Source organism: Streptomyces sp. NBC_01314, from assembly GCF_041435215.1.
Lineage (GTDB): Bacteria > Actinomycetota > Actinomycetes > Streptomycetales > Streptomycetaceae > Streptomyces.
In genome coordinates, this window is sequence record NZ_CP108394.1 from 49046 (window position 1) to 74544 (window position 25499).

The 25499-nt window shown below is 74.4% G+C and carries 21 protein-coding genes; 19 read left to right on the plus strand and 2 right to left on the minus strand.

The features are described from left to right. Positions 1-26: 26 nt before the first annotated feature. Positions 27-785: a hypothetical protein gene (locus OG622_RS00190; protein WP_371572172.1), complete on the minus strand. Its 759-nt coding sequence runs from the start codon at positions 783-785 to the stop codon at positions 27-29. 335 nt (positions 786-1120) lie between these two features. Between OG622_RS00190 and OG622_RS00195 the strand changes: the two genes are divergently transcribed. The 7 genes from OG622_RS00195 (at position 1121) to OG622_RS00225 (ending at position 8318) form a co-directional block, all read left to right on the plus strand. After that, on the plus strand, positions 1121-1366 hold the full coding sequence (locus OG622_RS00195) for a hypothetical protein (protein ID WP_371572173.1): 246 nt from the start codon (positions 1121-1123) through the stop codon (positions 1364-1366). Next, on the plus strand, positions 1363-2529 hold the full coding sequence (locus tag OG622_RS00200) for an OmpA family protein (RefSeq protein WP_371572174.1): 1167 nt from the start codon (positions 1363-1365) through the stop codon (positions 2527-2529). Before OG622_RS00195 ends, OG622_RS00200 begins: the two co-directional genes overlap by 4 nt. Continuing rightward, positions 2526-3890, plus strand: a complete 1365-nt coding sequence (locus OG622_RS00205; RefSeq protein ID WP_371572175.1) for a hypothetical protein — start codon at positions 2526-2528, stop codon at positions 3888-3890. Before OG622_RS00200 ends, OG622_RS00205 begins: the two co-directional genes overlap by 4 nt. Continuing rightward, positions 3887-4138 carry a hypothetical protein gene (locus OG622_RS00210; RefSeq protein ID WP_371572176.1) on the plus strand — a complete coding sequence of 84 codons (252 nt, stop codon included), beginning with the start codon at positions 3887-3889 and terminating at the stop codon, positions 4136-4138. The genes OG622_RS00205 and OG622_RS00210 overlap by 4 nt, the downstream gene beginning before the upstream one ends. A 373-nt stretch (positions 4139-4511) precedes the next feature. Then, complete coding sequence (locus tag OG622_RS00215; RefSeq protein ID WP_371572177.1) at positions 4512-6023, plus strand: FAD-binding oxidoreductase; 1512 nt, start codon at positions 4512-4514, stop codon at positions 6021-6023. A gap of 104 nt (positions 6024-6127) precedes the next feature. Then, positions 6128-7375 carry an acyl-CoA dehydrogenase family protein gene (locus tag OG622_RS00220; protein ID WP_371572178.1) on the plus strand — a complete coding sequence of 416 codons (1248 nt, stop codon included), beginning with the start codon at positions 6128-6130 and terminating at the stop codon, positions 7373-7375. A gap of 283 nt (positions 7376-7658) precedes the next feature. Then, a complete protein-coding gene (locus OG622_RS00225) occupies positions 7659-8318 on the plus strand; it encodes a ScbR family autoregulator-binding transcription factor (RefSeq protein ID WP_371572179.1) in 660 nt (219 codons plus the stop codon). A gap of 111 nt (positions 8319-8429) precedes the next feature. Here the strand turns inward: OG622_RS00225 and OG622_RS00230 are convergent, their stop codons facing one another. Next, positions 8430-8945, minus strand: a complete 516-nt coding sequence (locus OG622_RS00230; RefSeq protein ID WP_371572180.1) for a shikimate kinase — start codon at positions 8943-8945, stop codon at positions 8430-8432. Positions 8946-9349: 404 nt separating this feature from the next. Here OG622_RS00230 and OG622_RS00235 point away from each other — a divergent pair, with 404 nt between their 5' ends. The 12 genes from OG622_RS00235 to OG622_RS00290 all read left to right on the plus strand — a co-directional run bounded on the left by OG622_RS00235 (position 9350) and on the right by OG622_RS00290 (position 24698). After that, positions 9350-10960 carry a class I adenylate-forming enzyme family protein gene (locus tag OG622_RS00235; protein WP_371572181.1) on the plus strand — a complete coding sequence of 537 codons (1611 nt, stop codon included), beginning with the start codon at positions 9350-9352 and terminating at the stop codon, positions 10958-10960. Beyond that, on the plus strand, positions 10957-11364 hold the full coding sequence (locus tag OG622_RS00240) for a hypothetical protein (RefSeq protein WP_371572182.1): 408 nt from the start codon (positions 10957-10959) through the stop codon (positions 11362-11364). Before OG622_RS00235 ends, OG622_RS00240 begins: the two co-directional genes overlap by 4 nt. A gap of 107 nt (positions 11365-11471) precedes the next feature. Then, a complete protein-coding gene (locus OG622_RS00245; protein ID WP_371572183.1) occupies positions 11472-11780 on the plus strand; it encodes a LysR family transcriptional regulator in 309 nt (102 codons plus the stop codon). A gap of 209 nt (positions 11781-11989) precedes the next feature. Then, positions 11990-13528: an FAD/NAD(P)-binding protein gene (locus OG622_RS00250; protein ID WP_371572184.1), complete on the plus strand. Its 1539-nt coding sequence runs from the start codon at positions 11990-11992 to the stop codon at positions 13526-13528. 58 nt (positions 13529-13586) lie between these two features. Further along, positions 13587-14432 (plus strand): class II aldolase/adducin family protein, encoded by an 846-nt coding sequence (locus tag OG622_RS00255; RefSeq protein ID WP_371572185.1) that lies wholly within the window; start codon positions 13587-13589, stop codon positions 14430-14432. 381 nt (positions 14433-14813) lie between these two features. Continuing rightward, complete coding sequence (gene aroC, locus OG622_RS00260; RefSeq protein ID WP_371572186.1) at positions 14814-15998, plus strand: chorismate synthase; 1185 nt, start codon at positions 14814-14816, stop codon at positions 15996-15998. Positions 15999-16006: 8 nt separating this feature from the next. Beyond that, positions 16007-17107: a 3-dehydroquinate synthase gene (locus OG622_RS00265; RefSeq protein ID WP_371572187.1), complete on the plus strand. Its 1101-nt coding sequence runs from the start codon at positions 16007-16009 to the stop codon at positions 17105-17107. After that, complete coding sequence (locus tag OG622_RS00270) at positions 17104-18468, plus strand: IS701 family transposase (protein WP_371572188.1); 1365 nt, start codon at positions 17104-17106, stop codon at positions 18466-18468. Before OG622_RS00265 ends, OG622_RS00270 begins: the two co-directional genes overlap by 4 nt. A 238-nt stretch (positions 18469-18706) precedes the next feature. After that, a complete protein-coding gene (locus tag OG622_RS00275; protein WP_371572189.1) occupies positions 18707-19813 on the plus strand; it encodes a transaldolase family protein in 1107 nt (368 codons plus the stop codon). Positions 19814-20014: 201 nt separating this feature from the next. Continuing rightward, the gene (locus OG622_RS00280) at positions 20015-20965 is read left to right on the plus strand and encodes a helix-turn-helix domain-containing protein (protein WP_371572190.1); all 951 of its coding nucleotides are present in this window, start codon (positions 20015-20017) and stop codon (positions 20963-20965) included. After that, entirely contained in the window at positions 20962-22710 is a 1749-nt protein-coding gene (locus tag OG622_RS00285) for an AMP-binding protein (protein WP_371572191.1), read from the plus strand. The genes OG622_RS00280 and OG622_RS00285 overlap by 4 nt, the downstream gene beginning before the upstream one ends. Beyond that, positions 22707-24698: a BTAD domain-containing putative transcriptional regulator gene (locus OG622_RS00290; RefSeq protein WP_371572192.1), complete on the plus strand. Its 1992-nt coding sequence runs from the start codon at positions 22707-22709 to the stop codon at positions 24696-24698. The genes OG622_RS00285 and OG622_RS00290 overlap by 4 nt, the downstream gene beginning before the upstream one ends. The last annotated feature ends 801 nt before the right edge of the window (positions 24699-25499 follow it).

Consider the following 25499-nt stretch of genomic DNA (forward strand, 5'->3'; position numbering starts at 1 on the left):
GGCAGCATTGGAGGGCGAGGGGCGGCTCAGTACCGGTGACCGGGCCAGTGCGGGTCCTCCCAGCGGGCGGGACCGCGAAGACCGATCAGACGGATCCGGTGGAGCAGCTCCTCGGGGACGTTCTGGGCCCGCAGGCGGGCAGGTGCGTGGCGGACCAGCCAGTTCGCGAGTTCGGTGCGCAGGGCGTCGGCGTTGTCCCACGCATCCCAGGGAAGCTGGTCGCCCAGCAGGTCGTACTCCCAGTGGGCGGCCGCTTCGGCCAGACGCTGGTCGGCCACGCGGTGCTCCAGTGTCTCCCAGGCGGTGAGCCACGGACCGAGCGTGGCGGATGCCTCGGCGCACAGCCCGAGGACCTCGTGCGCGGGCACGGCAGGCTCCGGTTCGGTGAGGCTGTATGCCCACCAGGCGTGCAGGAACTCCCATACCGCCGCGCTCTGCTGCGCGGGCCACTGCTGCCAGCGACCGCGAGCGAAGGAACGTCCGGCCTCTCCCATGCCGAAGAAGGGCTCCACGAGGCCGCTGACCAGAGCCCTGGCGAACTGAGGAAGGATGCGGCGCAGCACCGCGCCGTGGTCCTCCCAGTCGTATGCCCGCCAGGTGCGCCCCAGAAGGTCCGGGTCCAGCTCCACCTCGGGGACCTTCAACTGCGCAAGGTCTTCTTCGCTGCCCCAGTGGCAGTCGCACTGCGTCTCCCCGGCGCGGGCCGTCATCCCGCGGAAGGTGACAGCCAAACCGTCCAGCGCACCGTCGAGTCGGCGTCGTACGGGAGTGTCGTGGGCGTTCATCGTTGTGAGCACAGCCTCAGGGGGACTCCGGCCGGCTTCGCCATCCGAAGATCACGACTTTACCGGCCCGGCGGCGTGAGCACGCACCGGGTCCTCGGCGGAGCCGGTATGCGCGTCTCGGTGGCTTCGGTGTGCATGCCGGTTGCTTGCCGGAGGCCGGTTGCCTCGGCGTCGCCGTGGCGGTGGTTTTCGCGCCTTCGTGCCGAACTGCCCCGGTGAGCTGGGCTGTTCACGATTTCCACGAGTCCGTCGCAAGGCCGCGCGCTATTCCTTCTCGCCAACGGTGGGGCGGTTGCACGGCCGTCCCCACGCCGCGATCGGCGACGGAGGAATCCATGGCCATCACACGACGACCGCGCAGGCCCCGGCGGAGCTGGCCGGTCTGCGCCACCACCGGCAAGCGACGTCTCGGCGAACGCAAGGACGCCAAGCTCCTCCTGGCAGCGGCCCGGGAGTCCAGGGCCCGGGCCGAACTCAACGGCATGCGCCCCCAATGGACGGTGGTCCGGGCCTACCGCTGCTCCCACTGTTCGGGCGGCTGGCACCTGACGTCCGTGGTGCGTTGGGCAGGTGCGGCATGAGGGGGCGCCGGCCGGTACTGCGTGTCCTGCTCCTGCTTGCGGCCCTCGCCGCCTGCACCCTCACCGCCTGCGGATCCGGGCCCGCCCCGACGCCGTTGACCATCGCCGTCACCGGCAGCATGGCCGAACCGGCGCCCTGGGCCCCGGTACTGGAAGACCTCGCCGTACGCCACGGCCTGCGCGCACTCGACCCCGGCGACGGGAAGGTCTCCGTGGTCGTGTCGACCAACCCGCAGGTGACCGAGGTCGATCTGACCCCCCTGCGCGACGCGCGGGAGGTCGAACAGGACCAGGCCACCGCCCGGGAGAGAGTCCTGGCCAAGGCGGCGAAGCTGCGCTCGGCACTGACCGGGGGCCGGCCGGCGGCGGACGGCCTGGACCTCCTGGGCACCTACCGCCGGGCCCTGCGCGCCACCCCCGACGGCGGCACGGTCGTCCTCGTGTCGTCGGGCGTCCAGACCGCCGATCCACTGGATCTGCGCACGCTCGGCTGGAACTTCGACCCCGACACCGTCCTGCGGGACCTGAAGAGCCGCGCACTGGTGCCCGACGCGTCCGGCCGGCACGTCGAGTTCGTCGGCCTGGGCATCGCCTACGGCACCCAGCCCGAGCTGCCGCTGCCGGCGGCGCAGCGGATCACCGCGCTGTGGCGGGCGGTGTGCCAGGCCTCGGGGGCGGCCTCGTGCACGGTGCGCGACGACGACGTGCCACGGCTGATGTCGTCGTCGCAGCGGCCCGTCCCGGTGGTGCCGGTCGGTGCGACCCCCACCTCCTGCAAAGGCACCTACGTGGTGCCGACGTCGGTGACGTTCGCCGCGGACGACGCGCACCTCAAAGCCGACGCCGACCGTTACCTGAGACCGATCGCGGACAGCCTCGAACACTGCGGCGCCGACGTCGTCGTACGGATCACCGGCCACACCGCCCAAGTGGGCACGGCGGCGAGCGGCTTCGCCCTGTCCACCCAGCGGGCGCGGGCCGTCGGCGACCGCCTCGTCCGGCTCGGTGTCTCCCCCGCCCTCATCGGCTCGGTCGAGGGGGCCGGTTCCACCCGTCCCCGCGTCGACAACATGCCCGGCGGTGTCTTCGCCGAGCAACTCGCCCGCCAGAACCGGCGGGTGGAGATCACCGTCACCCCGAAAGAAGGACCCGACCCGTCATGACACCGACCAGCCCTGAAAGCACCAGAAGCAGCAAGAATGCCGGAAGCGCCCAGGGGTTCCGGGGGCGCCTGCGGATCCCGCCCCGCCAGACGCTCACCTCCGCGCTGGGGATGGGCCCCATGCCGTTCACGAAGATCGTCCGCTGCCATGAACTCGTCGGCGAGGCCCGGCGGATCGGGCGGGACCGCCCGGCCGAGGAATGGACCCACGCCGAGGACAGTCTGCGCAGGGCCGCCGAGCACCGCGCCGACACCTGGGCCAAGGCGGAGATCGCCGGCACCATCGAACCCACGGTCGCGACGATCCAGGGCCTGCATGCCGAGGCCCGGTTCATCGATCACCAGCTCACCGCCCTGCGCGCGCGCCGCTACGTCGGCCCGCACGGCGAGTCCTACAGCGCGGCCGAGGCACACGGCCGCCACGCCGAGTGGTCGGCGCTCGTCGAGGAACAGGAACAGGCGGGCTCCCGGGCACACCGGCGGATCCCGCCCCGGGTCAGGAAGCTCCTGCTGGGGCTCCTCGCGCTCGATGTCATCGTCCTGACCTTCCTGATGGCCAAGTTCCTCAACGTCGACCTGCGCAGGGCCTGGCAGTCCGCCGACAGCGTCCTCAGAGCCGTCACCGCGCTGCTGTTCGGGATCCTGGGCACGGTCGGGGTCGCATTGACGATGAAACTGTTCGGCAGGCGCCACCGCGCGTACCGCGCCGCGCACGGAGGATGGGACTTCGCCAGGGGCGGCGCCTCCGGGGCCGGCTCTCCCAAGGGCGGCTCGCCCAAGGGTGGCGTGAAGACCCTCGCCGCCGAACTCCTCCTGTGCGGTGTGCTGGCACTGACCCTCGGTGTCGCCATGGCCTGGCGGCTCGTCCTCGACGGTCCCTCCGACGATCGGTTCCTGACCGCCGTCATGGCTACGCTGTTCGCCCTCGTGATCGGCGCGGTGGCCTATCTGTCCTACCAGTCGGAGTTCGCGGACGGCTCGACGACGACCGAGGCGATCGACGTCCTGGCCCCGCAACTGCACGGCACCCACCGAACCGAGGAGGCGTTGAGTGCCAAGCGGGAGATCCTGCTGCGCCAGGCCGCCCGGCTCGTGGGCCAGTTGCTCCGTGACAGCGCACGGCTGCGGGCCGAGGCGAACCGAAGAGTCACCGAAAGCACCCAGGACCAGGCCATCCGCTACGCCCGCTCAGTCCACCAGCACTGCGGCTACGGCAGCCCGCTTGCCGCCCCACGCCTGTCCCTCGACGGCCTGGACCTGGCACTGGCTCAGGCGGCGTCCTGGACCGGCACCGAGCCTGGACGGGCCACGGCCCGGGACACGGGCGTGCAGGGCGACGAAGGCCTGGCGGTGGTCGCATGAGCCTGTGGAGCAAGGCCAAAAGGGCCTGGAACGTCGGCGAGATCATCGCGACCGTCACCGCCGCGGGCCAGGCCCCGCCACCACCCGGCATGCCCGCCTACCTGCAACAGCAGTACGCCGAACACAGCAGGACCCGTAACGAACAGCTCGGCCAGGACATCAAGCGGCTCACGACGAAGTCCCGCCGCCCCACGACGGGGACGACCCTCGACCGGGACAGCGCCCGAAGACTGCGCGGCAACAAGTAGAGCGGCAGCCGGGAGGGCGGCGGGGGCGGGGGGCGGGACGAAACGGTGGACCGGATTTCCTGCGATGCCGGCCTCGGAAGGCGCCGCGCTCGGGGCGTGTTCTGAGCGGGATGTGGCTGTCGTCGACGGGCCCGACGGCCCGCGCTTCACCGCGAACCGCTCACGGCAGCGCGAACCGCACAGCCATCCGCGTCGCGTTCCGGCAGGCCGGAACGGCGTGGTCCCGAACGCGTGCGCGAAATCGTCAGAGTCCGTGCGCGATCGCCGGGAAGGTGCGGGGGCGTGGTTTCTAGCGTGGCGGTAGGTGCCTGCCGTGTCTGCCCAGGCGCTGTAGACCTCACCGCTTCACGCGCGATGGAACCGAGGTGTGTCCATGACCGTTCGTTCTGTGACCGATCTGCAGCCCGAGGCGTCCGCCGGTGCGGGCGTGGAGGTTGTGCTGGACAGGGCCGCACGCGTCGTGGGCGCCGACCGGGTCACACGTTCTTGGGATGGGAGCGGTGGGGGGCCGGCCTCCGTGCTGGGGCCGAACGCCGGGTTGTACCGGGCGCGGGATGTCCATGGTGTGGTGCGTCCGCGTACCGCCGAGGAGGTGCAGCGGGTCGTCGGGCTGTTCGCGGACGGCGGGGCCCGCGTTCCTCTGCATGTTTTCAGTACCGGGGGCAACTGGGGACTGGGTTCGCGTGAGCCTGCCGGGGACGGGGCGGTCGTGCTCGATCTGTCCGGTCTCGACCGGATCCGCGGCATCGACGTGGCCCGGGGCTGGGCTGTGGTGGAGCCCGGTGTGAGCCAGGCCCGGCTCGCGAAGCTCCTGCAGGGCACCGAACGCATGGTGAACGTGACCGCTTCCTCCGCGCACACCAGTGTGGTGGGTAACGCCCTGGACCGTGGTGTGGGGCTGCGCCACCAGCGCACGGAGGATCTGACGGGCGTTGAGGTCGTTCTGCCGAGCGGTGAGCTGATCCGGGTCGGCTGGTGGCCCGAGCCCGGCTGGGCGACCCCGGTCCACGTCCACGGTCTCGGTCCTTCGCTGGTGCAGCTGTTCGTCCAGTCCAGTCTCGGGGTGGTCACCGCGGCCACGGTGCGGCTGCTGCCGAGGCCCGAGGCGCTGCGGGTGGTCCGGCTCAACTTCACTCCCGACAAGGTGCGGTGCGCGACCGCGGAGGTGCGCCGCTGGGTGAGCCAGGGCCTGACCCGTGGCGTGGTGAAGATGTACGACGAGACCGCGGCCAGGGCCTATGCCGGCCCGGCCGGGCAGTATCTGGTGCATGTGTGTGTCGACGGGACCGCTGAGGCGGTGGACGCGCTGTCCGGGATCATCGTCGCCGAAGCGGTGCGGTCCGGTCTGTTCAGCGCGGTGTCGGACACCGACGCCACCGATCCGGCCGCCGGCAACCACGACGGCGCCGTACGGGTGGAGCGGGCCTATGCCGGTGACCCCGACACGACGGACACCCTGTTCGAGGCGAAGACGGGCCTGCCCGCCGGCCGGTTCGACGAGGAGGGCGGCTTTCTGCTCTTTCTGCCGTTGGTTCCCTTCACCGGGCCGGCGCTGGAACGGGCTCATGAGCTGGTCGGGCAGGTGCGCGGGGAGAGCGGGATCCGCTGCGGTGTCACGTTCAACGCTCTCAACGCCGATGTCGTCGACTGTGTCGTGACGATGGGGTTCGCCCGTGACGCCGAGCAGGCCGCGCGCGCTCATGGGGCTCTGGAGCGGCTCTATGAGCTCTTCACGGCCGAGGGGTTCGTTCCCTACCGCCTCGACATCGAGCACAGCGGCTGGGCCGGCCGGCTGACCCCGGGGGTGGGGGCGCGGGCGTTCGCCCGGCGGCTGAAGGACGCCGTCGACCCCCACCATGTCATCGCCGCCGGGCGGTACGCGTGAGCACCGCCCGCACCGTGCGGGCCGCCATGCCGTCCGGGCCGGGCCGGACGGCATGGCACACATCCGAGCCGTATGAGAGACAACGGACGCTGGGAGAGCGGCACATGAGCCTGATGGATCTGCTGGACTCCGCCTCCGCCTCCGCGGCGCAGGGGGTCCCTGTCACGGCGGAGGACGTTCTGGCGCGGGCGCGGGCCCTCGCGCCGAGGCTGCGGGAACGCTCGCAGGAGATGGAGAACGGCCGGCGACTGCCGCCCGACGTGGTCGATCTGCTGCGTGGGACCGGGGTGTTCCGGATGGCCGTGCCCAGGGCGTGGGGTGGTCCCGAGCTTGACGCGGTCGAGCAGACGGAGGTCATCGAGGCTCTTGCCACGGGGGACGCGTCCGCCGCCTGGTGCGCGATGATCGGTATGGACACTCCGATCTACGCGGGTTTTCTCGGTGAGGATGTGGCGCGCCGACTGCTGGCCGATCCTGATGCCGTCACCGCCGGTGCGATCATGCCGATGGGCCGGGCCGAGCGGGTGCCGGGCGGCTACCGGGTGACCGGGCAGTGGCGTTTCGGCAGTGGCATCACCCACAGCACCTGGGTCGTGGGCGGTGTTCTGGTCACGCGGGACGGCGAGTTGGAGGCCGGTCCGGCCGGTGCGCCGGGCAACTGGCGGATCGTCGTGGCGCCCGTGGGGGACTTTCTGGTCCAGGACACCTGGTACAGCACGGGTCTGGCCGCCTCCGGCAGCAGGGACTACCGCGCGGACGACCTGTTTGTGCCGGAGGAGTACACGTTCAGTTTCGCGGCGCCCCGGATCACCGGGGCCGCGGCCACCGCGGACGCGGTGCTGCGGAACATGCCTGGTGTGCCGCTGGGCGTGGCTCGCGCGGCGATCGACCACATCCGGCAGATGGCTGCCACCAGGGTCGACAGTGCCACCGGGATGCCGTGGTCGGAGACCTACCGTGTCCAGACGGTCGTCGCGCGGGCCGAGATGGATCTGTCGGCGGCCCGGTATGCCGTCTACGGCAGTCTGCGTGAGCAGTGGGAGATCCTTGAGGCCGGGGATGTGCCGACCCGTGAGGAGCAGGCGGCTACGGTGCTGGCGCGGTTGAACGCCTTTCGTACTGCCCGGTCGGTGGTGTCGGAGCTGTTCGACCTGGCGGCTACGGCCGCTGTGTACCGGCCTTCCGTGCTGGACCGCTGGCTGCGGGATCTGAACACGATGTGCCAGCACGTCATCGCCCAGGACCAGGTTCTGCAGTCCGCCGGTGCTCTGCTGCTGGGCGGCACTTTGCACAATGCCTTCAGCGTGGGCGTCGTTCATGGTGGTGCCGGCCTCCTCCATGGAGGAGGGTGAGGGGCTTCCCGGGTGTTTCTTCTGCCGCGTCGGGCCGCCGGTCGCCCGGGCCGGGTCCGGCGGTTGCCGGGTCCGGCGGACCGGGGTGGCGGGGTGGCGGCGCGGGTGATTTCCCGGCGGGTGGGGGACGCATGGTCCAGGGGCTCTGGATGATCCCCATTGCGGCCGATAAGGTACAGGCATGCGGGTTTGTTTTTGTGAATGTCGAGATCGGGAGCGGGCTCGCCGTAGGTCACAGGAAGCCGTTCCGCCCTGGGCGGCCCGAGTACAGAGGGGAGGTCGCGTGGCACGGCAGGAGCGAGCGCTCAGGACACGACGGGCGATCTTGGATGCGGCCGGGGAGGTCTTCGCGGAACACGGTTACGCGGGGGCCACGATCCAGGACGTCTACAACCGGTGCGGGGTGACGAAGGGGGCCTTCTACTTCCACTTCACGTCCAAGGTGGAACTCGCCCAGGCCGTGCTGGACGAGCAGGTGAGCGGCCAGATCCAGTATCTGGAGGTGCCGCCCCGCGAGCCCACGGTGCAGTTGCAGGAGGCCATGGACATCGGGCTGCTGGTGGCTCACCGGCTGACCTTCGACCGGCTGCTGCAGGGCAGCATCCGGCTCGCGGTGGACCAGGTGCACGAGATCAACCGCCGGGTCCCGTACCAGGCGTGGATCGAGGAGCACCTGAGGATTCTCACCGAGGCGGAGCGGCTGGGCGAACTGCTGCCGGACGTCGAGGTGAACGACGCCGCGCAGATGATCGTCGGAGCGTTCGGCGGGGTCCAGCTCATGTCGGAGGTGATGAACGACCGCGGTGATCTGGAGGAACGGATCGCGGTGCTCTACAGCGCCGTCGCGCGCTCGATCGCGACACCTGAGACTTTGGCGCGGCTCGACACCTCCTCCGGCCGCGGCAAGCGGCTGATGGAGCGCTTGACATCCTCCCCCTCTTAAAAGCGTGGTGAAGCTGGAGGCGCAGGCGGCGGCCGGGTGAACGCCGTTCGCCGCGGGTAGCGGAGCGGGCGGCGGAGCCTGCGTCCGGACGCGGGTGCGCTCCGGCGGGGGTCAGGCGGCCGGATGGAGCCCGAGTGCCGCGAGGGCCGCGAGGGTGACCTGTGCGGGGCTCCTGCCCTGGACGCCCACCCTGACGCGGGCGACCTCGCGGTAGAGCGGCGCACGCCTGACGGCCAGTTCCCGGAGCCGGGCGGCGGCGTCGCCGTGGAGCAGCGGGCGTCCCGCGGCGGCATCCCCGCGGTCCAGCACTTCCTGGACGTCGGCGTCGACATGGATCACCGGGCCGCCCCGGAGCAGTGTGCGCGTGGCCGGGTCGACGACGGCGCCCCCGCCCAGCGCCAGGACACCGTCGTGCTCGGCGAGTGCGGCGCGGACCGCGGCCCGCTCCAGTGCGCGGAACCGCTGTTCGCCGCCGGAGGCGAAGAGTGCCGCGACGGATCGTCCGGTGCGGTCCTCGATGTCGGCGTCGGTGTCGCGGAATCCGACCCCGAGCCGGTCGGCCATGAGGCGTCCCACGGTTGATTTGCCCGCTCCGGGCAGTCCTACCAGTACCGCGACGGGCCTCATGCCGGTCCACCCCCGTGCCCGCCGGGAACGGCAGGAACGGCAGGAACGGCGGCGGCCTCGCGTTGGGCGGTGGGGGGCGGGTGGGGGGCGGTGTGTGGAGTGTGCGGGCCGCCCTGTTCGTCGCGGGGGCGAAACGGCGGAGGGGGGCCCGGCGGGGTGGGGCCGGTGGCGTGCGGGTGGGGGGCGGGCCGGTCGTTCGGCAAGGGGGCCTCCGGGTGGGATGGGTGTGCCGGTGCGGGGATTGTGCGGGGCCGCGGGTGCGTGACGGCAGGGGCACCTGACACAGCGGTGGCCTTTCATCACACTTTCCGATGCCGCTTGAAAACCCGCATGCGGGTTTGTTTCTCTGGGGTCGGGCTCCGCGGGGGCCTGCGCTGAAGCCGGGGCTCACCCACGGAGAAGCCATGATCAAGCTTGAGGACATCCGCCGGCACGCGGCCGTCCGCCCGGACGCCGACGCCGTCGTGGACGGTGCGACGCGCCTGTCCTGGGCCCGGTTCGCCGACGCGGTGGACCGGTTCGCCGCGGGTCTGGTGAGCGCGCTGCCCGACGCCCGCCCGCTCCGCGCGGTCTTCCTCTGCGGCCCGCGCTGGGAGCTCACGGTCGCCATGGCGGCCTGCGCCACGCTCGGTATCCCCTGCACGGGGCTGGACCCGGCGCAGGAGCCGGACCGGCTCCTGGCCGCACTCGAACTGCTCGGCCCCTGCGCGGTGTTCGTCTCCCCCGAGCTCGAGCCGCGGCTGGAGCGCTGCGCGTGGCCGGGCGCGGACAGGGCGCTGCGGGTCGTCCTGGACGGCGGGAGCGGTCACGGGGCGGGGCGGACGGCCGGGGCGCCGCGGACGCGGCCGGATTTCCTGGCGCTGCTGGAGAGCGAGCCGCTGCGGCTTCCCGCTCCCCTGCACCGCGAGTGGCTCACCGTCGTGCCCGGCGGGTCCCGGCCGCGCGTCGCGGTGCGCGCCGCCGCGGCCGAGGCCCGCGCGCTGATCGACCTGGTCGAGGAGTTCGGGTTCGACGCGCACGACGTCCATCTCGTGGCCGCGTCCCTGTGGCAGCCTCTGGCCCTGCAGCTGACGCGTACTCTGCTCGCGGTCGGCGCCACCGTGGTGCTGGGGGCCATGCGCGATCCCGCGGCCCTGGCCGCGCAGCTCGCTTCCGAACGGGTCACCACCGCGGTGCTGGACCCCGGGGTGCTCCTCGCGCTGCTCGCCCACCCGGCCCCGGACGCGTCGGTGCACGCCTTGGGGCTGCGCTGCGTGGTGACGCCCGGCACCCACCTGGGCCGCTGGGCGGTCGACGCGGCCTGGGAGCGGCTCGGCCCGGTACTGCACCTGGTCCACAGCACACCCGAGGCCGGCCTCGTCTCGGTTCTCACGCCGGAGGAGTCGCAGGTCACCCGGGCGCGCAGCGGGCGGGCGGGGCTCGGTACCACCGTCGTGGTGCTCGACCACGCGGGCGCCGTGCTGCCCGCCGGGCGCCCGGGCCGTATCGCCGTGCGCGGCCACCAGGTGATGGACGGTTACCTCGACGGCGAGGACGCCTTCGTCACCCTCGACGCGGGCGCGGGCCGGCAGCGCTTCCTGGTGACCGACGACCTCGGCCTGCTCGACGAGCAGGGCCGGCTCGTCCTGACCGGCCGCGGCTCGGGCGTGCCGGCGGCGGCCCGGGACGGCGCCATGGACGCCGCGCTGTTCCGTCTGGAGTCGGACCTGCTGAACCTGCCCTGCCTGCGCGACAGCGCCGTGGTGCGGGTCGATCTGCCCGCGCTGGGGGGCGACGCCCTTGTCGTCCCGTTCATCGCCGTCGCCGTCGGGCGCGAGGTCAGCGGTCATACGGCCCTGAAAACGGCCTGCGCCCGCCGGGTGCCGTCGATCCCGGCCCACGTGATCGCCGTCGACGCCATCCCCTACAGCCCGACCGGCCGGATCAGGACCGCCGAACTGCTGGAGGCGGTGGTCCCCATCATCACCCTCAACCTCCAGCTGGAGCAGAGCGTGCACCAGGAGATCTCCGCATGACCGCCACCGCGCACACGCCCGGCCCGCCCGACCTTCCCGATCTTCCCGACCTGTTCGAGGACGCCCCGGAGGTGGACCTCGAGAGGGGATTCTTCGCCCTGGAAGGGGAGCTGCTGGAGCTGTCCTGTGTGCGGGAGTGCGCCGTGGTCCTGACCGATCTGCCCGAGCTGGGCAGATCGGTCGTCGCGGTGTTCGTGGCGCCGGCGCCCCGCCAGGAGATCTCCGGGCGCCGGGCCGTGCTCGCCGCCTGCCAGCGCAATCTGCCGGAGCTGTACGCGCACGCCGTGGCCGTGGACGAGGTGCCGCGCACCGCCGAGGGCGCCGTCCACGGCCACGCTCTCCTGGACCGGGTGCTGCCCCAGATCGCCCGGGATCTGATGTCGCCGGCCGCGATGTCCGACTGACGTGCCCGGATCTGCCCGGCCGACGACCCCCAAAAAAAACGGGTTGGTTGGTATATTATTGGGGTGGCGGCACGCCGTGCGGGTGTGAAGAAAAAGGGGGCTGGTTCATGCAGTTGCAGCAGCTGCGCGCGTTCTGTGAGGTGGCGACCGAGTTGAGCATCACGCGGGCCGCCAGGAACCTCCACTACGCGCAGTCGACCGTGACCACACAGATCAAGAACCTCGAAGAAGCCGTGGGAGCCGAACTGTTCGACCGCAGCAGGCGCCGGCTCTCCCTCACGGACGCGGGGTTACGGCTGCTGCCGCACGCCGAGCGCATCATCGACATAGCCGCGGCGGCCCGGCGCGAGATCGCCATGGTCACCCGGCACGGCCACGGCCCGCGGCGTCCCGCGGGGCCGCGCGCGCTGCTGTGATCTGCGGCGGTGCGGGCACCGCCCGCACCGCCGCACGCCACGCCCCGGCGTGATTTCGCAAGTCCCGGTGCGCGGCACGGCAAGTGGACGGCCCGATCCGTTCCTACAGTCGCTGTGCGTCGAGCCGGCGCCGGGCACGTCCCGGCATCGGTGTTCTCGTCCCCCGCCCCCGCAAGTGCGTCGTCCGCCAACCGATAGGTGACAGACACATGCCCTCTGGAATCTCGATCGGCGTCGTCGGCGGCGGCGCGGCGGCCGTCTGCCTGATCGACGCCCTGGCCCGGAGCGAGGGCGAGCCCGGCAGCCTCACCGTGTTCGAACCCTCGCCCCATCTGTGGCGCGGCCGCGCCTACCAGATCGACACCGAGATCCTGCGCGTGAACGCCACGGCCGACGACATGTCCGTACGGGCCGGCGACCCCGGGCACTTCGAGCGCTGGCTGCGGGCCCACGACCGCGTCACCGGCGTGGCCCGGGACACCGACCGGCTGTCGGGAGCCCGCTTCGCGCCGCGCGCGGTCTACGGCGACTACCTGGAGGACTCCGCGTACGCGGCCCTGGGCCGGCTGCGGCGCGACGGCTGGCGCGTCGACATCGTCGGAGAGGCGGTGAAGGCCGCCGGCCGGATGCCGGGCCAGGTGCTCCTGGGCACCGGCCCGGGGCGGACGCGGGCCTTCGACTACGCGGTGCTGTGCGTCGGCGGCGACAGCCCCAAGGACGTCTACGAACTGGGCGGCACACCCGGCTTCATCGCGGACCCCTACCCGCTCTCCGCCACGCTGGCAGAGGTCGGTGAGGACGACCACGTGGCCGTCATCGGCAGCGGACTGACCGCCATCGACATCGTCCTGTCGCTCGCCTCCCGGGGCCACCGGGGCCCCATCAGCCTGATGTCGCGGCGCGGCGTGCTGCCGGGCGTACGGCAGCGGCCCACCCCCCTCGAACTGCGCCACATGACGCCGGTGCGGGTCAGGACCGCCGCCCAGGGGCGGCCCCGGCTGACCATCGAGGACGTGGCCGCGGTCCTGCGGGCGGAGTTCAGGGACGCCGGCGCGGATCTCGACGGCGTCATCGAGGAGATCATCCGCGTCGACCTGGAGGACCCGGTCGACCGGCTGCGCCGCCAGCTCGGCGAGGTCGACTCGCCGCAGGTGGGCATGCGCATCCTGCAGCGCGCCGTGCCGGAGACCGGACCCGACGTATGGCCCCTGCTGCGCGAGGAGGACAAGGTCCAGGTCCTGCGCGCCCACTACCGCACCCTCATGAGCCTGTGCTGCCCCATGCCGCCCTCCAGCGCCACCGTTGTGCTCGACCTGGTGCAGGCGGGCCGGCTGGAGATGTTCTCGGGCCTGCTCGACATCACGGCCGCCCACGGGAGCGGCTTCGACATCCTGGCCGCCGACGGCACCGCGTTCCGCGCCGACAAGGTCATCAGCGCCGTCAACGCCTCCGAGGGGCGCATCCCCTCCGGCGCCCTGCCCCTGGTGACCTCCCTGGTCAAGGCCCGCGCGGTCAGCCGCCACCCGCACGGCGGACTGCAGCTGGCCCGCGCCACCAGCCGGCTCACCAGCAACGGGCGGCCCGACCCGCGTCTGTACGGGCTCGGCAACATCGCCGCCGGAGCCCTGTTCTTCACCTTCGGCATCCCCTCCCTGGTCGACCGCAGCCAGGACATCGTCGCCGCGATCCTCGAGCACCGCGCCACCGTCGACGCCGCCCGCAGCGAGGCCGAACCGGCCGCCGCCTGACGACGCGCCGGCACACCGCCCGCACCCAGCCACCCCACCAGGAAGGACCGCCCGCCCAATGAGCCCGACCGCGACCGAGCCCCGCCCCGCCTACCTGGCCGCCACCGCCACCCGGCTGCCGCTTCCCGGCGAACCGCGCTTCGCCACGTACGAAGAGGCACGCCGCCATCGCAAGCAGCGGCTGGCCGCCGCCATCAGGCTGTTCGGGAAGTACGGCTTCGCGGAAGGGATATCCGGCCACATCTCCGTACGCGACCCCGAGCACCAGGACCGCTTCTGGGTCAATCCCTTCGGCGTCTCCTTCAGACAGGTCCGCGTCGCCGACCTGATCTGCGTCGATGCGGCCGGTGCCGTGGTGGCCGGCCACCACCGGGTCAACCCCAGCGCGTTCGTGATCCACTCACAGATCCACGAGCTGCACCCCGGCGCCACCGCCGCCGCGCACGGCCACACCCCGCACTCCCGGGCGCTGGGCGCCCTGGGCAGGCTGCTCGAACCGATCGACCAGGAATCGGCGGCGTTCTACGGCCGCCAGGTGCTCCACGACGCCTACGACGGGCCTTCCGTGACACCGGCCCAGGGCCGTGCCATCGCCGAGACGATCGGCGACAACCGGGCCGTCCTGCTGCGCCACCACGGACTGATCACGGTGGGCGGCTCCCTGGACGAGGCCGTGCACTGGTTCCTGACCTACGACAGCTGCGCCCGGGTGCAGCTCCTCGCCCTCGCCGCGGGCACCCCGCACACCCTCACCCACGAACAGGCGCTGGCCGCCCGCGAAGGCTTCGGGGACGAGGAACTGGGCCGCTTCAGCTTCCAGCTGCTGTGGGACGAGATCGTCGCGGAGCAGCCCGACCTGCTCCAGGAAGAGCCGGGCGGCGCCGGCGCGCCCGCCCCGGCCTGACGGCCGCCCGCGCCGAGCTGTTCCCAGCCGGGCCGGCCCGGCAGCCGGGCACCACCTGCCGCCTTCGGCATCGGCGCCCGGGGCCTGTCCGCCGGCCACCCGCCGGGCAGGCCGGGCGGGTGTGCCGAACCGACGGCCGCCGTGCCCGCCGCCGCGCCGGGCATGGCATGGCGGGCCGGCTGGAGGACGGCGCCTGCACCGTCGTACGACGCCCGCACGGGCCCGCCGACCACCCCCGGCCCCCGACCACCCCCTCGGCCCTCCCCTTCCCAGCCGCACGACACGCGCAGCCCGTACGTCCGCGCGGCGCGCGTGCGTCCGCGTCGCGGCCCGCGTCCCGGCCGCTTGCCTCCGCCCGCCCACCAGAACGAAGGAAGTGCCTTGCCAACTCTGCGATGGCTCACCGCCGGCGAGTCGCACGGGCCGGCCCTGACCGCCGTGCTCGAGGGTCTGCCCGCGGGTGTGCGGACCTCCACCGAGGAGGTCGCCGACGCACTCGCCCGCCGACGCCTGGGACACGGGCGCGGCGCCCGCATGAAGTTCGAACGCGACGAGGTCGACTTCGTCGGCGGGGTTCGCCACGGCCGCACCCTCGGCAGCCCGGTCGCGGTCCGCGTGGGCAACACCGAATGGCCCAAGTGGCAGACGGTGATGGCCGCCGACCCCGTGAGCGCCGACGCCCTCTCCCGCCAGGCCCGCGGCGCCCCCCTCACCCGTCCCCGCCCCGGCCACGCCGATCTGGCCGGTATGCAGAAGTACGGGTTCGACGACGCCCGGCCGGTGCTGGAGCGGGCCAGCGCCCGCGAGACGGCCGCCCGCGTGGCGCTGGGCTCCCTCGCCCAGGCCTTCCTGCAGCAGGCGTACGGGATCGAACTCGTCAGCCACGTCGTGGCGCTCGGCGGCCGGCACTCGCTCTGCCCGGCGCTGCCCGGCCCGCAGGACACCGACCGGCTCGACGCCGATCCCGTGCGCTGCTTCGACTCCGGGGCGTCGGCCGCCATGGTCGCCGAGGTGGACCGGGCGCACCGGGCCGGGGACACGCTCGGCGGCATCGTCGAGGTCCTGGTGTTCGGGCTTCCGCCGGGTCTGGGGTCGCATGTGCACTGGGACCGGCGGCTGGACGCGCGTCTGGCCGGTGCCCTCATGGGCATCCCGGCCATCAAGGGCGTCGAACTCGGTGAGGGCTTCGCGCTCGCCGGTGTCCCGGGCTCGCGCGCGCACGACGAGATCGTGCCCGGCGACGGCGGCCTGCGCCGGGCCAGCGCCCGTTCGGGCGGCGTCGAGGGCGGTATCTCGACGGGCGAGCCGCTGCGGGTGCGCGCCGCCATGAAACCCATCGCCACCGTGCCCAGGGCGCTGGCCACCGTGGACGTGGCCACCGGTGACACCGCCGTGGCCCACCACCAGCGTTCCGACGTCTGTGCGGTACCGGCCGCCGCCGTCGTCGCGCAGGCGGTGACCGCTCTGGTCGTCGCGGACGCCGCGCTGGAGAAGTTCGGCGGCGACAGCGTGGCGGAGACCTCCCGCAACCACCGCACCTACCTGAGCCACCTGGCGATCAAGTGAGGCAGACCGTGACCTTTTCCATGCATCCGGACACCGCCCCGACGACCCTGCGGGCGACCGGCGGGGCACCGTACCCCGTCGTCGTCGGCACCGGCCTGCACGAGCACGTCGAGCCGCTGCTCGGCGACAGCGCGACGCGGGTGGCGCTCATACATCCGCCGGCGCTGGCCGCCGCCGCCCGGCGGATCGCCGGCGACCTCGAACGGCACGGCCGTCAGGTGCTGGAGCTGGTGGTGCCGCCCGGCGAGTCCGCCAAGGACGCCGGTGTCCTGGTGTATCTGTGGTCCCGGCTCGCCGAAGTGGGTTTCACCTCCTGCGATGCCGTCGTGGCCGTCGGCGGCGGCGCCACCACCGACCTCGCCGGTTTCCTCGCCGCCACCTGGCAGCGGGGCCTGCGCCTGGTGCTGGTGCCCTCCACCCTGCTGGGCATGGCCGGTGCCGCGCTCGGAGGCCAGAGCTCCCTCAACGTCCCCCAGGGCAAGAACCTGGTCGGCGCCCTGCACCAGCCGGCCGGCGTCGTGTGCGACCTGGACCTGCTCACGACGCTGCCGCTCGCCGAGTACGTCAGCGGCCTCGCCGAGGTGGTCAAGGCGGGGCTGATCGCCGACCCCGCGCTCCTGGACCTGATCGAGGCGGACCCGCGGGCGGCCGCCGATCCCGCGGGCGGGCGCACCGCGGAGCTGGTCGAAGGCGCCGTGCGGGCCAAGAGCGCCCTGCTGGGCACCGACCCGCCCGCCGGCGGCCCGCGGGAGTTCCTCGACTACGGCCACACCCTGGGCCACGCCATCGAGCACGCGGAGGGCTACCGCATCCGGCACGGTCACGCGGTGTCCATCGGCATGGTGTACGCCGCCGAACTCGCGCACGCGGCGGGACGGCTGAGCGCACCGCACGTGCTGCGCCACCGCAGCATCCTGGAGTCGCTGGGACTGCCCACCTCCTACCCGCGGCATGCCTGGGAGCGGCTGCGTGCCTCGCTCGGCCTGGACGACCACGCCCGCGGCGGACGGCTCGCCTTCGTCGTCCTGGACGCGCCGGGCCGTCCCGGACTGCTGCAGGGCCCCGGTCCCGAACTGCTGCAGGCGGCGTGGGCCCGGGTGGGAGGATGAGCGCGCCCGCCGCGCGGACCGCCGTGGCGGCTCCCCCGCTCCCGGCGGCAGGCCGCACCGGCGCCCCGGCCGCCGTCAGGGACCGGGCCGCCCGGTTCCCGGTGCCCTGCGCACCGGATCCGGCCGCCGCATCCCGGCGGCCGGCCGGGCCCGGGCCCGCCGCCCTGGCGGCCCCCGACCGGGTCGCCGACCTGTCCCAGCGGGTGCTGTGGTCCATGCCGCGCCGCGACCAGCGGCGCAGCGGCGAGCTGTATGTCCGGGGGCTGCTGCGCGCCACGGGCCGCAAGACCATCCGCAACATCGCCTCCCACACCGGGGTGCCGGCCGACATCCAGCGGCTGCACCACCTGGTCACCGCCTCGACGTGGCGGTGGAGTCCGGTGCGCGGTGCTCTCGCCCGTCACATGGGCGAACTGCTGGACCCCGTCGCCTGGGTGCTGCACACCGCGACCACGCCGCGTGCGGGGCCGGGCGGCGTGGGTGTCGACGCCCACTGCGCGGACCCGCGCACCGGACGGTGGGTCAATGCGCGGCGGTCCGTGGGGCTGTGGGCGGCCACCGAGTGGGGCGGCTACCCGGTCGACTGGCACCTGGAGCTCACCGCCCGCTGGGCCGAGGACGCCGTGCTGCGCGAGCGGGCCGGTATCCCCCAGGACGCCCGCGTGCTGGACGCGGCCGCCGCCGGTGTCGACCTGGCGATGACCACCGCCCGTACGGCGGGCCCGCCTCGCCGTCCGGTCGTCCTGGACGCCCGGCCCACCGCGGCGGGCCCGCTCGCCGCCCGGCTCGGCGCGGGCGGCCTGCCCTATCTGCTGCGCATCAGTGCCTCGCAGCTCCTGACGCCCGTCGCCGCCGACGGTCCGGCACGCGGCCCCGCGCTCACCGCGCGGCAGCTGGCGGGCGCGGTGCCCTGGGGCCGCTGGAACCGCGTGTGCGCGGCCGGGCCGGGGACGGGGCCCCGTGAGATCGCCCGGGTGACGTGCCGGGCCGCCGACGTGCCGGGCCGGCCCCGGCAGCGGCAGCGGCAGATCCTGCTGGTGGACAGGGATGCCCGCGGCCCGGCGCACGGCGGGTACTGGCTCACCGATCTCGGCCATCTGTCCGACGCCGCGCTGCTGCGTCTGGCCGCGGCACCCGCGCGGCTGGCCCAGGACGTGAGCGTGACGGGCGGCCGGGTCGGTCTGTACGACTTCGAGGGCCGCACCTTCGCCGGCTGGCACCGCCACATGACGCTCGCCTCGGTGGCCCACGCCGCCGTTGTCCTGCTGCGGGCCCGGGGGCGGAGCGAGCTTCGGGGGCGCAGCGAGCTGTGGCCGCCGGCGCCCGAGGGTGCCGGCACCCGTCCGGGGAGGCAGCCGTGAGCGCGGCGCCCGCCTACGACGACTTCCTGCGGTTCTTGGGGCTCGCGCCCGGGCCGGATCGGCGCGGTGCCGGCCGCCGGCGCAGGGACGGGACAGGGGTGCCGGCGGGCGGCGCCGTGAGCAGCGCAGGGTTCGGCGCCGGCCGGCTGCGGGCGCACGGGCAGGCGGGCCCGCCCCCGGAGCCGGCCGCCGCGGGCGCGCCGTGCGGCCTGGGGCGCGCGGGGCGCGGAGGGCCGCGGTGAGCGCCGCGCAGCTGTGCGCGCCCGGGGCCGCTCCGGCCGTCTGCGGGGACGGCGCGGAGAACGGGCCGCTCGGTCCGTTTGTGCACGCGCACCCTGCGGGCGGGCCGGAGACGGAGGGCACGCCCGTGCCGTATCCGGCCTACCGTCCGCATCTGGAGGACCTGGCCCGGCGCCGCCGCGGGGCCGGTGCGGCGCTGGGCGAACTGGTCGTCCGCGGCGCGCGCTCGGCCGCCGACCAGCTGCGCGAGCACCAGGCCGCGGGGGGTCCGGGCGGTCAGGTGTGCGCCGCCGTCCCCGTATCGCCGGCCCACGATCCGCTCGCCGTGCTGGCGGGGGCGCGCGCCCTGCACCGCGCGGTGGACAGGCCGAATCTGATGATCACCGTCCCGGCCACCGCGCGGGGGCTGGAGGCGATCACCGGGTGTCTTGCCGAGGGCATCGGGGTGCACGCCGTCTGCGTCGTCTCCGTCGAGCGCTACGCCCGGGTCGTCGACGCCTTCCTGACCGGGCTCGAACGGGCGGCGCGGGCCGGGCTCGATCTCGGCGCGGTGCCGACGGCGCTCTCGCTGGCGGTCGCCGGGCTGGAGACGGCGGCCGGCGCTCTCGCCTACGCGCCGGGCGGCGCCCCGCCGGGCCCGCCGGTGCCGGGCGGGGCGCGTGCGGGCGCGGCGGGGGACGCCGGCCGCCGCCTGCGGGCACCATCGACGGCATCGTCGGTGCCGGCGCCCGCGCCGATCCCGGCGCTCGCCCTGGCGGCCGCCACCGTGGACATGGCCCTGCACATCCGTGAGGAGGTCCACGAGGGGAGGCGCTGGCGTGCGCTGGCCCGGCAGGGGGCCCGGCCGCATGCGCTGCGGTGGGACGGCGTCCCCGAACCGGGCGGCCGGGGGCCCGCCGGCGACGGCACCCGGCTCTGGCGCGTCCTGGGCGCACTGGCGGACCAGGGCGTCTGCCACCGGCGGCTGACCGCGCAGGCGGAGGCGGCGGCCCTGGCCGGCGCCGCCCGGCAGCAGCGGCACACGGCGCGGCTCGTCGGGGCCGCCCTGCGCGCCCTCACCCCGCCGGCAGCGGACGGGGGGAGCACCGCGGCCGCCCCGGGGTGAACGCCCCGCCGGCCCCCGGCAGACCGCTCCGGCCCCCGGCCTCCGTCGCAGCCCTTTGCGTGGCGCACCCGCAGGACACCGCGTCGCATCGAATCCTCCGATGCAACTAGGATACCGGCATGCGGGTATGTTTACATGGGGGCGACGGACCGGCCGCCCGGCGGCCGACTCCGTCCCGACGCATGGATGGAGGTTGACGCGGTGTTACGCCTCGACGAACCCAAGCCGGTGCGCGCCGCCCTCCCGGCGTCCGGCAACGGCCCCTCGACCGCCGGACGCGGGGGCGTGCAGATCGTCAGGGAACACGACGAACCGCTCGACGGCACGACGCGCACCCACCAGTTCGGCGAGGTGCGGGTGTCCCTGGTGAAAGGCGGCCCCGGGGAACTGGTGCGCCCGGCCCGGCAGATCGACCCGCGGGCCGCGGGCTTCCTGCGGGTGTGCCGGCCGCTGACCGGCTCCCTCTGGGTGGTCCAGGACGGCCGGCACGCGGCCGTGCGCGCCCCCCAGCTCCTCTGCTACGACAGCACCCGCCCGTACAAGGTCGTCATGCCCGAGAACTACCGGCTGGTGGACGTGATGGTCACCCACCGGCTGGTGGGACTGACCGCGCCGGAGGCCGAACGGGTCACGGCCCGTGCCTGGTCGGGCGCCGAGGGGCTGGCCGCCCTGCTGTCCTCACTGCTGGAAGGGCTCGGCCGGCACGGCAGTCAGGTGCAGACCGCCGTCGACCTGCTCGGCGGCAGCGTCGTCGGGCTGACCGCGGCGCTCTTCGCCGAACGCATGCGCGAGGTCGCCGACGACCCGCAGATCGCCCGGCAGACACTGATGCTGCACATCCAGGCCTACGTCCGCCGGCAGCTGGCGGAGCCCGGCCTCAGCCCGGTGAGCATCGCCCGCGAGCACAACGTCTCCCTGCGCTACCTGCAGAAGGTCTTCCAGGAGTACGGCCTCAGCCCCGCCCGCTGGATACGCGACGAGCGGCTGGCCCGCTGCCGGGCCGAACTCGCCGACCCCGCCCTGGACCACCTGCCCGTCGCGCTGATCGGGGAACGGGCCGGACTGTACGGGGCGTCCCACTTCAGCCGGCTCTTCCGCGACCGCTACGGCACCACGCCCCGGGACTACCGCAGGGAGCGTGGCACCCGATGACCTCCCGCGCGATCTCACTGCTGGACGGCGGACCCGCCCCCCGCCCGAAGTGCGCCACGCTCGGCACGGCGCTCCTGCGGGCCGCGGCCGCCTCCGGCGCCCGGGGCCTGTGCTTCATCGGCACCGACGGCGGCGAAACACGCTGGAGCTACGGACGGCTGCTGCGGGAGGCAGGCCGGCTGACGGCCGGGATGCGGGCGGCGGGAGTGAGACCCGGGGACCGGGTCATCGTGCACGTCGCCCACCAGCCGGACCTGCTGGCCACCTTCTGGGCCTGCGTGCTGGGCGGCTTCGTCCCCCTGCCCGTCGGCACCGGCGCCACACCCGCGGCCCGGGCCGCCGCCCCCGGCCTGCTGGACGCGGTCTGGCACCGCTACGGCAGGCCCTACACCGTCACCGGGCCGGACCAGCCCCTCGCCGCGCGCACCCGCACCCACCCCGGCTGGGCCACCTCCTGGCTGGGCCACCCGCACCAGTTGCGCGCCGAGCACCCCGAGCACCGCCGCCACCCCTCCCGCCCGGACGACCTCGCCGTCCTGCTGCTCACCTCGGGCTCCACCAGCACGCCCAAGGCCGTGATGCTCACCCACCACAACATCCTCAGCCGCAGCGCCGCGACGGCCCGCGCGGGCGGCCTCGGCGCCACGACCCGCACCCTCAACTGGATGCCGCTCGACCACGCCGGCGGGCTGCTGCTGTTCCATCTGCGCGACGTGTTCCTCGGGGCGCACCAGGTGCACGCCCGCCCGGAACTTGTCCTCGCCGACCCGCTGCGCTGGCTCACCCTCGCCGGCCGTCACCGGGCCTGCACCACCTGGGCCCCCAACTTCGCCCTGTCCCTCGTCAACGACCAGGCGCACCGGCTGCCCGGCCAGGACTGGGACCTGAGCGGGCTGCGCCGCATCATGAACGGCGGACAGGCCGTGCACGCCCCGGTGGTGCGGCGTTTCATGGAGCTGCTCGCCCCCTTCCGCCTGCCGCCGGACGCGATGTTCCCCGGCTGGGGCATGTCCGAGACGGCGTCGGGCGTCGTCGACTGCCGGCTGTCCGACCTGGACGGCGGCCACACACGGTACGTCCCGGCCGGCCGGCCCCAGCCCGGCACCGCGGTGCGCTGCGTCGACGAGCGGGACGAGCCCGTCCCGGCGGGCACCTTGGGCCACCTCCAGGTCCACGGGGCCTCGGTCACCCGCGGCTACCTCGACGACCTCGACCACACGCGCCGCGCCTTCACCGCCGACGGCTGGTTCCGCACCGGGGACCTGGCCTTCGTCGAGGACGGCGTCCTCACCGTCACCGGCCGGGCCGACGACCTCATCGAGCGCGCCGGTGTGCGCTGCCACAGCCACGAGATCGAGGCCGCGGTGGAGGAACTGGACTTCGTCGCACCCACCCACACGGTGGCCTGCCCGGTCACCGGCCCCGAGAAGGAGGAACTCGCCGTCTTCTACCACCCGCGGCCCGGCACCCCGCGGACCAGGGCCGCGGCCCTGATCCGCGCGCAGGTCACCGACCGCCTCGGCCTGCACATCGACCAGGTCGTGCCGGTGCGCGCCCAGGACGTCCCCAGGACCGGTATCGGAAAGCTCCGCCGCTCCCGCATGCGGCACTGGTACGAGACACGCGACGCGGGCCCCGGCGGCGCACCCGGGCCGCGGCCGGACAGGAACCACTTCGATCCGCGCACCCCGGCCGGCCCTCATGAGGCCCGCCCGGCGCAGCCCGCCAGGAAGAGGACGCCATGAACGACTCCGTACCGGCCGGCACCGGCGGCGGTGCGCTGCGCACACGGGTGCTCGGCCCGCTGGAGGTCCGCGCCCAGGGCGAGGACCGCACACCCACCGCGCCCATGGCCCGGCGCGCGCTGGCCGTGCTGCTGCTGAGCGCCAACCGTCTGGTGTCGACCTCGGCCCTGATCGGGGAACTGTGGGAGTTCGACCCGCCCCGCCTGGCCCGCAAGACCGTCCAGACGTACGTGTACCAGATACGCAAGGCCCTCAAGTGCCCCGGGGATGCCGGCGACCGGGTGCGCACCGGTCCCGGCGGCTACCGCATCGACCTGCGGCCGGGGGAGCTGGACCTGTGGGAGTTCGAGCACGGGGTCGTGCGCGCGCGCACCGCGCTGAGCGAGGGTGATCCCCGTGCCTCGGCGCACCTGCTGCGCCAGGCGCTCGGGCTGTGGCGGGGCGAACCGTTCGCCGGACTGGACGCCGGACCGCTCCTGGCGGCGCAGATCGCGCAGATCGCCGACTCACGGCTCGGCGCGCTGGAGCTGCGCATCACGGCCGACCTGCAACTGGGCCGCCACCGCGCGCTGGTGGGGGAACTGCACCAGCTCACCGCGGACCATCCCTTCCACGAGGAGTTCGCCGCCCAGCTCATGCTCGCCGCGCACCGCTCCGGGCAGCGCGCCACGGCACTGGACGCGTTCACCCGGCTGCGCCGCCGGCTCGTCGACGAACTCGGCATCGAGCCGTCCGAGCGGCTGCAGAGACTGCAGCAGGACGTTCTCAACGAAGCGCTGCCGCAGCCGGCCGCCGTCGTCGTGGCGGGCACGGCACCGGCCGGTGCCCCCTCCCCCGCCGGTGCCGCCGCGCCGGCGCCGGTCCCTGTGGCGGTGCCGGTCGGCGGCCGGCTGCCGCTGGACACCCCGGACTTCACCGGACGCGTCGCGGAACTGACGCAGCTCTCCTGCCTCACCGGCGCGGACACGGACGCGGACGCGGGGGACACGGCCCGCGCCGTGTGGTCCGCAGGACCCCGGGTGGTGGTGGTCCTGGGAGCGGCCGGTGTGGGCAAGAGCGCCCTGGCCGTGCACGCCGCGCACCGTATGGCCGACCGGTTCCCCGACGGCGCGCTCCACGCCCGGCTGCACGACGGCGCGGACCGCCCCAGACGGGCGGACGACGTCCTGCACACCCTGCTGCGGGACTGCGGCATGGATCCGGCCACGCTGCCCAAGAACGCCGACGACCTGGCGGGCATGTTCCGGTCCTTCAGTGCCGGCCGGTCGCTGCTGGTCCTGCTGGACGACGCGGCCGGCACCGACCAGGTGCTCCCGCTGCTGCCGGCGGACGGCCGCAGCCTGGCACTGGTGACCTCCCGGGTCCGCCTGCCCGGTCTGCCCGGCGCCCGGGCGATGGCCCTGGGGGCGCTGTCGGCCGACGACGCCGCCGCGTTCTTCACCCGGGTGGCCGGGGCGGAGCGCGTCAGCGCCGGTGACGTCCTCGGGGACGTCACGCGCCTGATGGGCAACTTCCCGCTCTCCCTGCGTGCCGTGGGTGAGAAGTTCGCGGCGCGCCCGATGTGGACGCTCGACGACCTCGCCCTCGGGCTGAGGGACGAGGGCCGCCTGGCGGCGGAACTGCACGACGAGGCCTGCGACGTGCTGGCCCGGGCGGCCGGAGCGATCGCCCGGCTGCCCGGCGCCCTGCGCCGGGCGCTCACACTGCTGGCGGGCGCCGGAGCGGCTCCCTTCGACATGACACGGGCCCGCCGGCTCCTGGGCGGCAGTTCCTGGGACGGCGACTCCCTGGTGGGCCAGCTGCTCGACCATCACGTGGTGGTCAGGGCGGACCAGTCCGGTTCCCCGGCTCTCATGTTCCGGGTGCCGGATCTGATCCGGCTGTCCCTGCCGTCCTTCGACAACGCCGAACTGCGCGTTCTGCCCGGCGGCGACCGCGGCGGCCTCGGCAGCCGTTCCGTCTCCGGGGTGCTGACCGCGGCAGGCTGACGAATTCCGGTTCCGGGCCCGGCCCGCGCCGGCCAGCACCTTGGACACGGCTTCACCCGGCCTGGATCGGCCGGGCGGACGCTGGCCGTGACGGCCACCTGACAGGCCGTCACGGGCGTGGTCCCGCCTCACGGCGGGACCCGAGTGAGGAGGCGGTATGCGTTTCGAGGACGAGGTTCTCCCGCCCCGCTGGCTGATGGTGCCCGCGGGGCTGGAGGTCGAGCTCACCCCGGCAGAACCCGGCCGGCGCATCCGGTGCGGCGATCCGTCCCCGCCGGGGCGCTCCTCGCCGTCGCCCCGGCAGCCGGGCGAGGAGCCCCCCGGACGGCACCGCGAATCCTGCTGCCACTGCGGTGCTCCCCGGCCGGCCGCGTAACCGGGGCGAGGGAGGAACCGGCTGTGCCCGGCGGGCTCCCGGCGGCGCCGCACAGCGCCGGCCCTCGTTTCCCGGGGCCCCGCCCGCGGTCACGGGGACCGGTCACGGGGACGGTCACGGGGAGAGCACCGTCCCCCCGGACAGCCGGGACGGACGGGATGGTCGGGACGGCCAGGACAGCCGGGACGGACGATGCCCGGGCGGCGCGACGGCCTGCGCAGGGATGCCGGGGCGGGGCGGAGACGGGCGGCCGGATCCTCGGCCGGGCAGCCGGCCCGCCGGCGGGCGGGCGGTCCGGCGGCGGCACGGCGGTCCGGCGGCACGGGCGGCACGGCGGTCCGGCGGCACGGGCGGCACGGCGGGCGCGTACCGCTCGCGGGGCCCTGCCGGTGCTCCCTGTGCCCGGCCCGCCCGGTCCGCCCGGC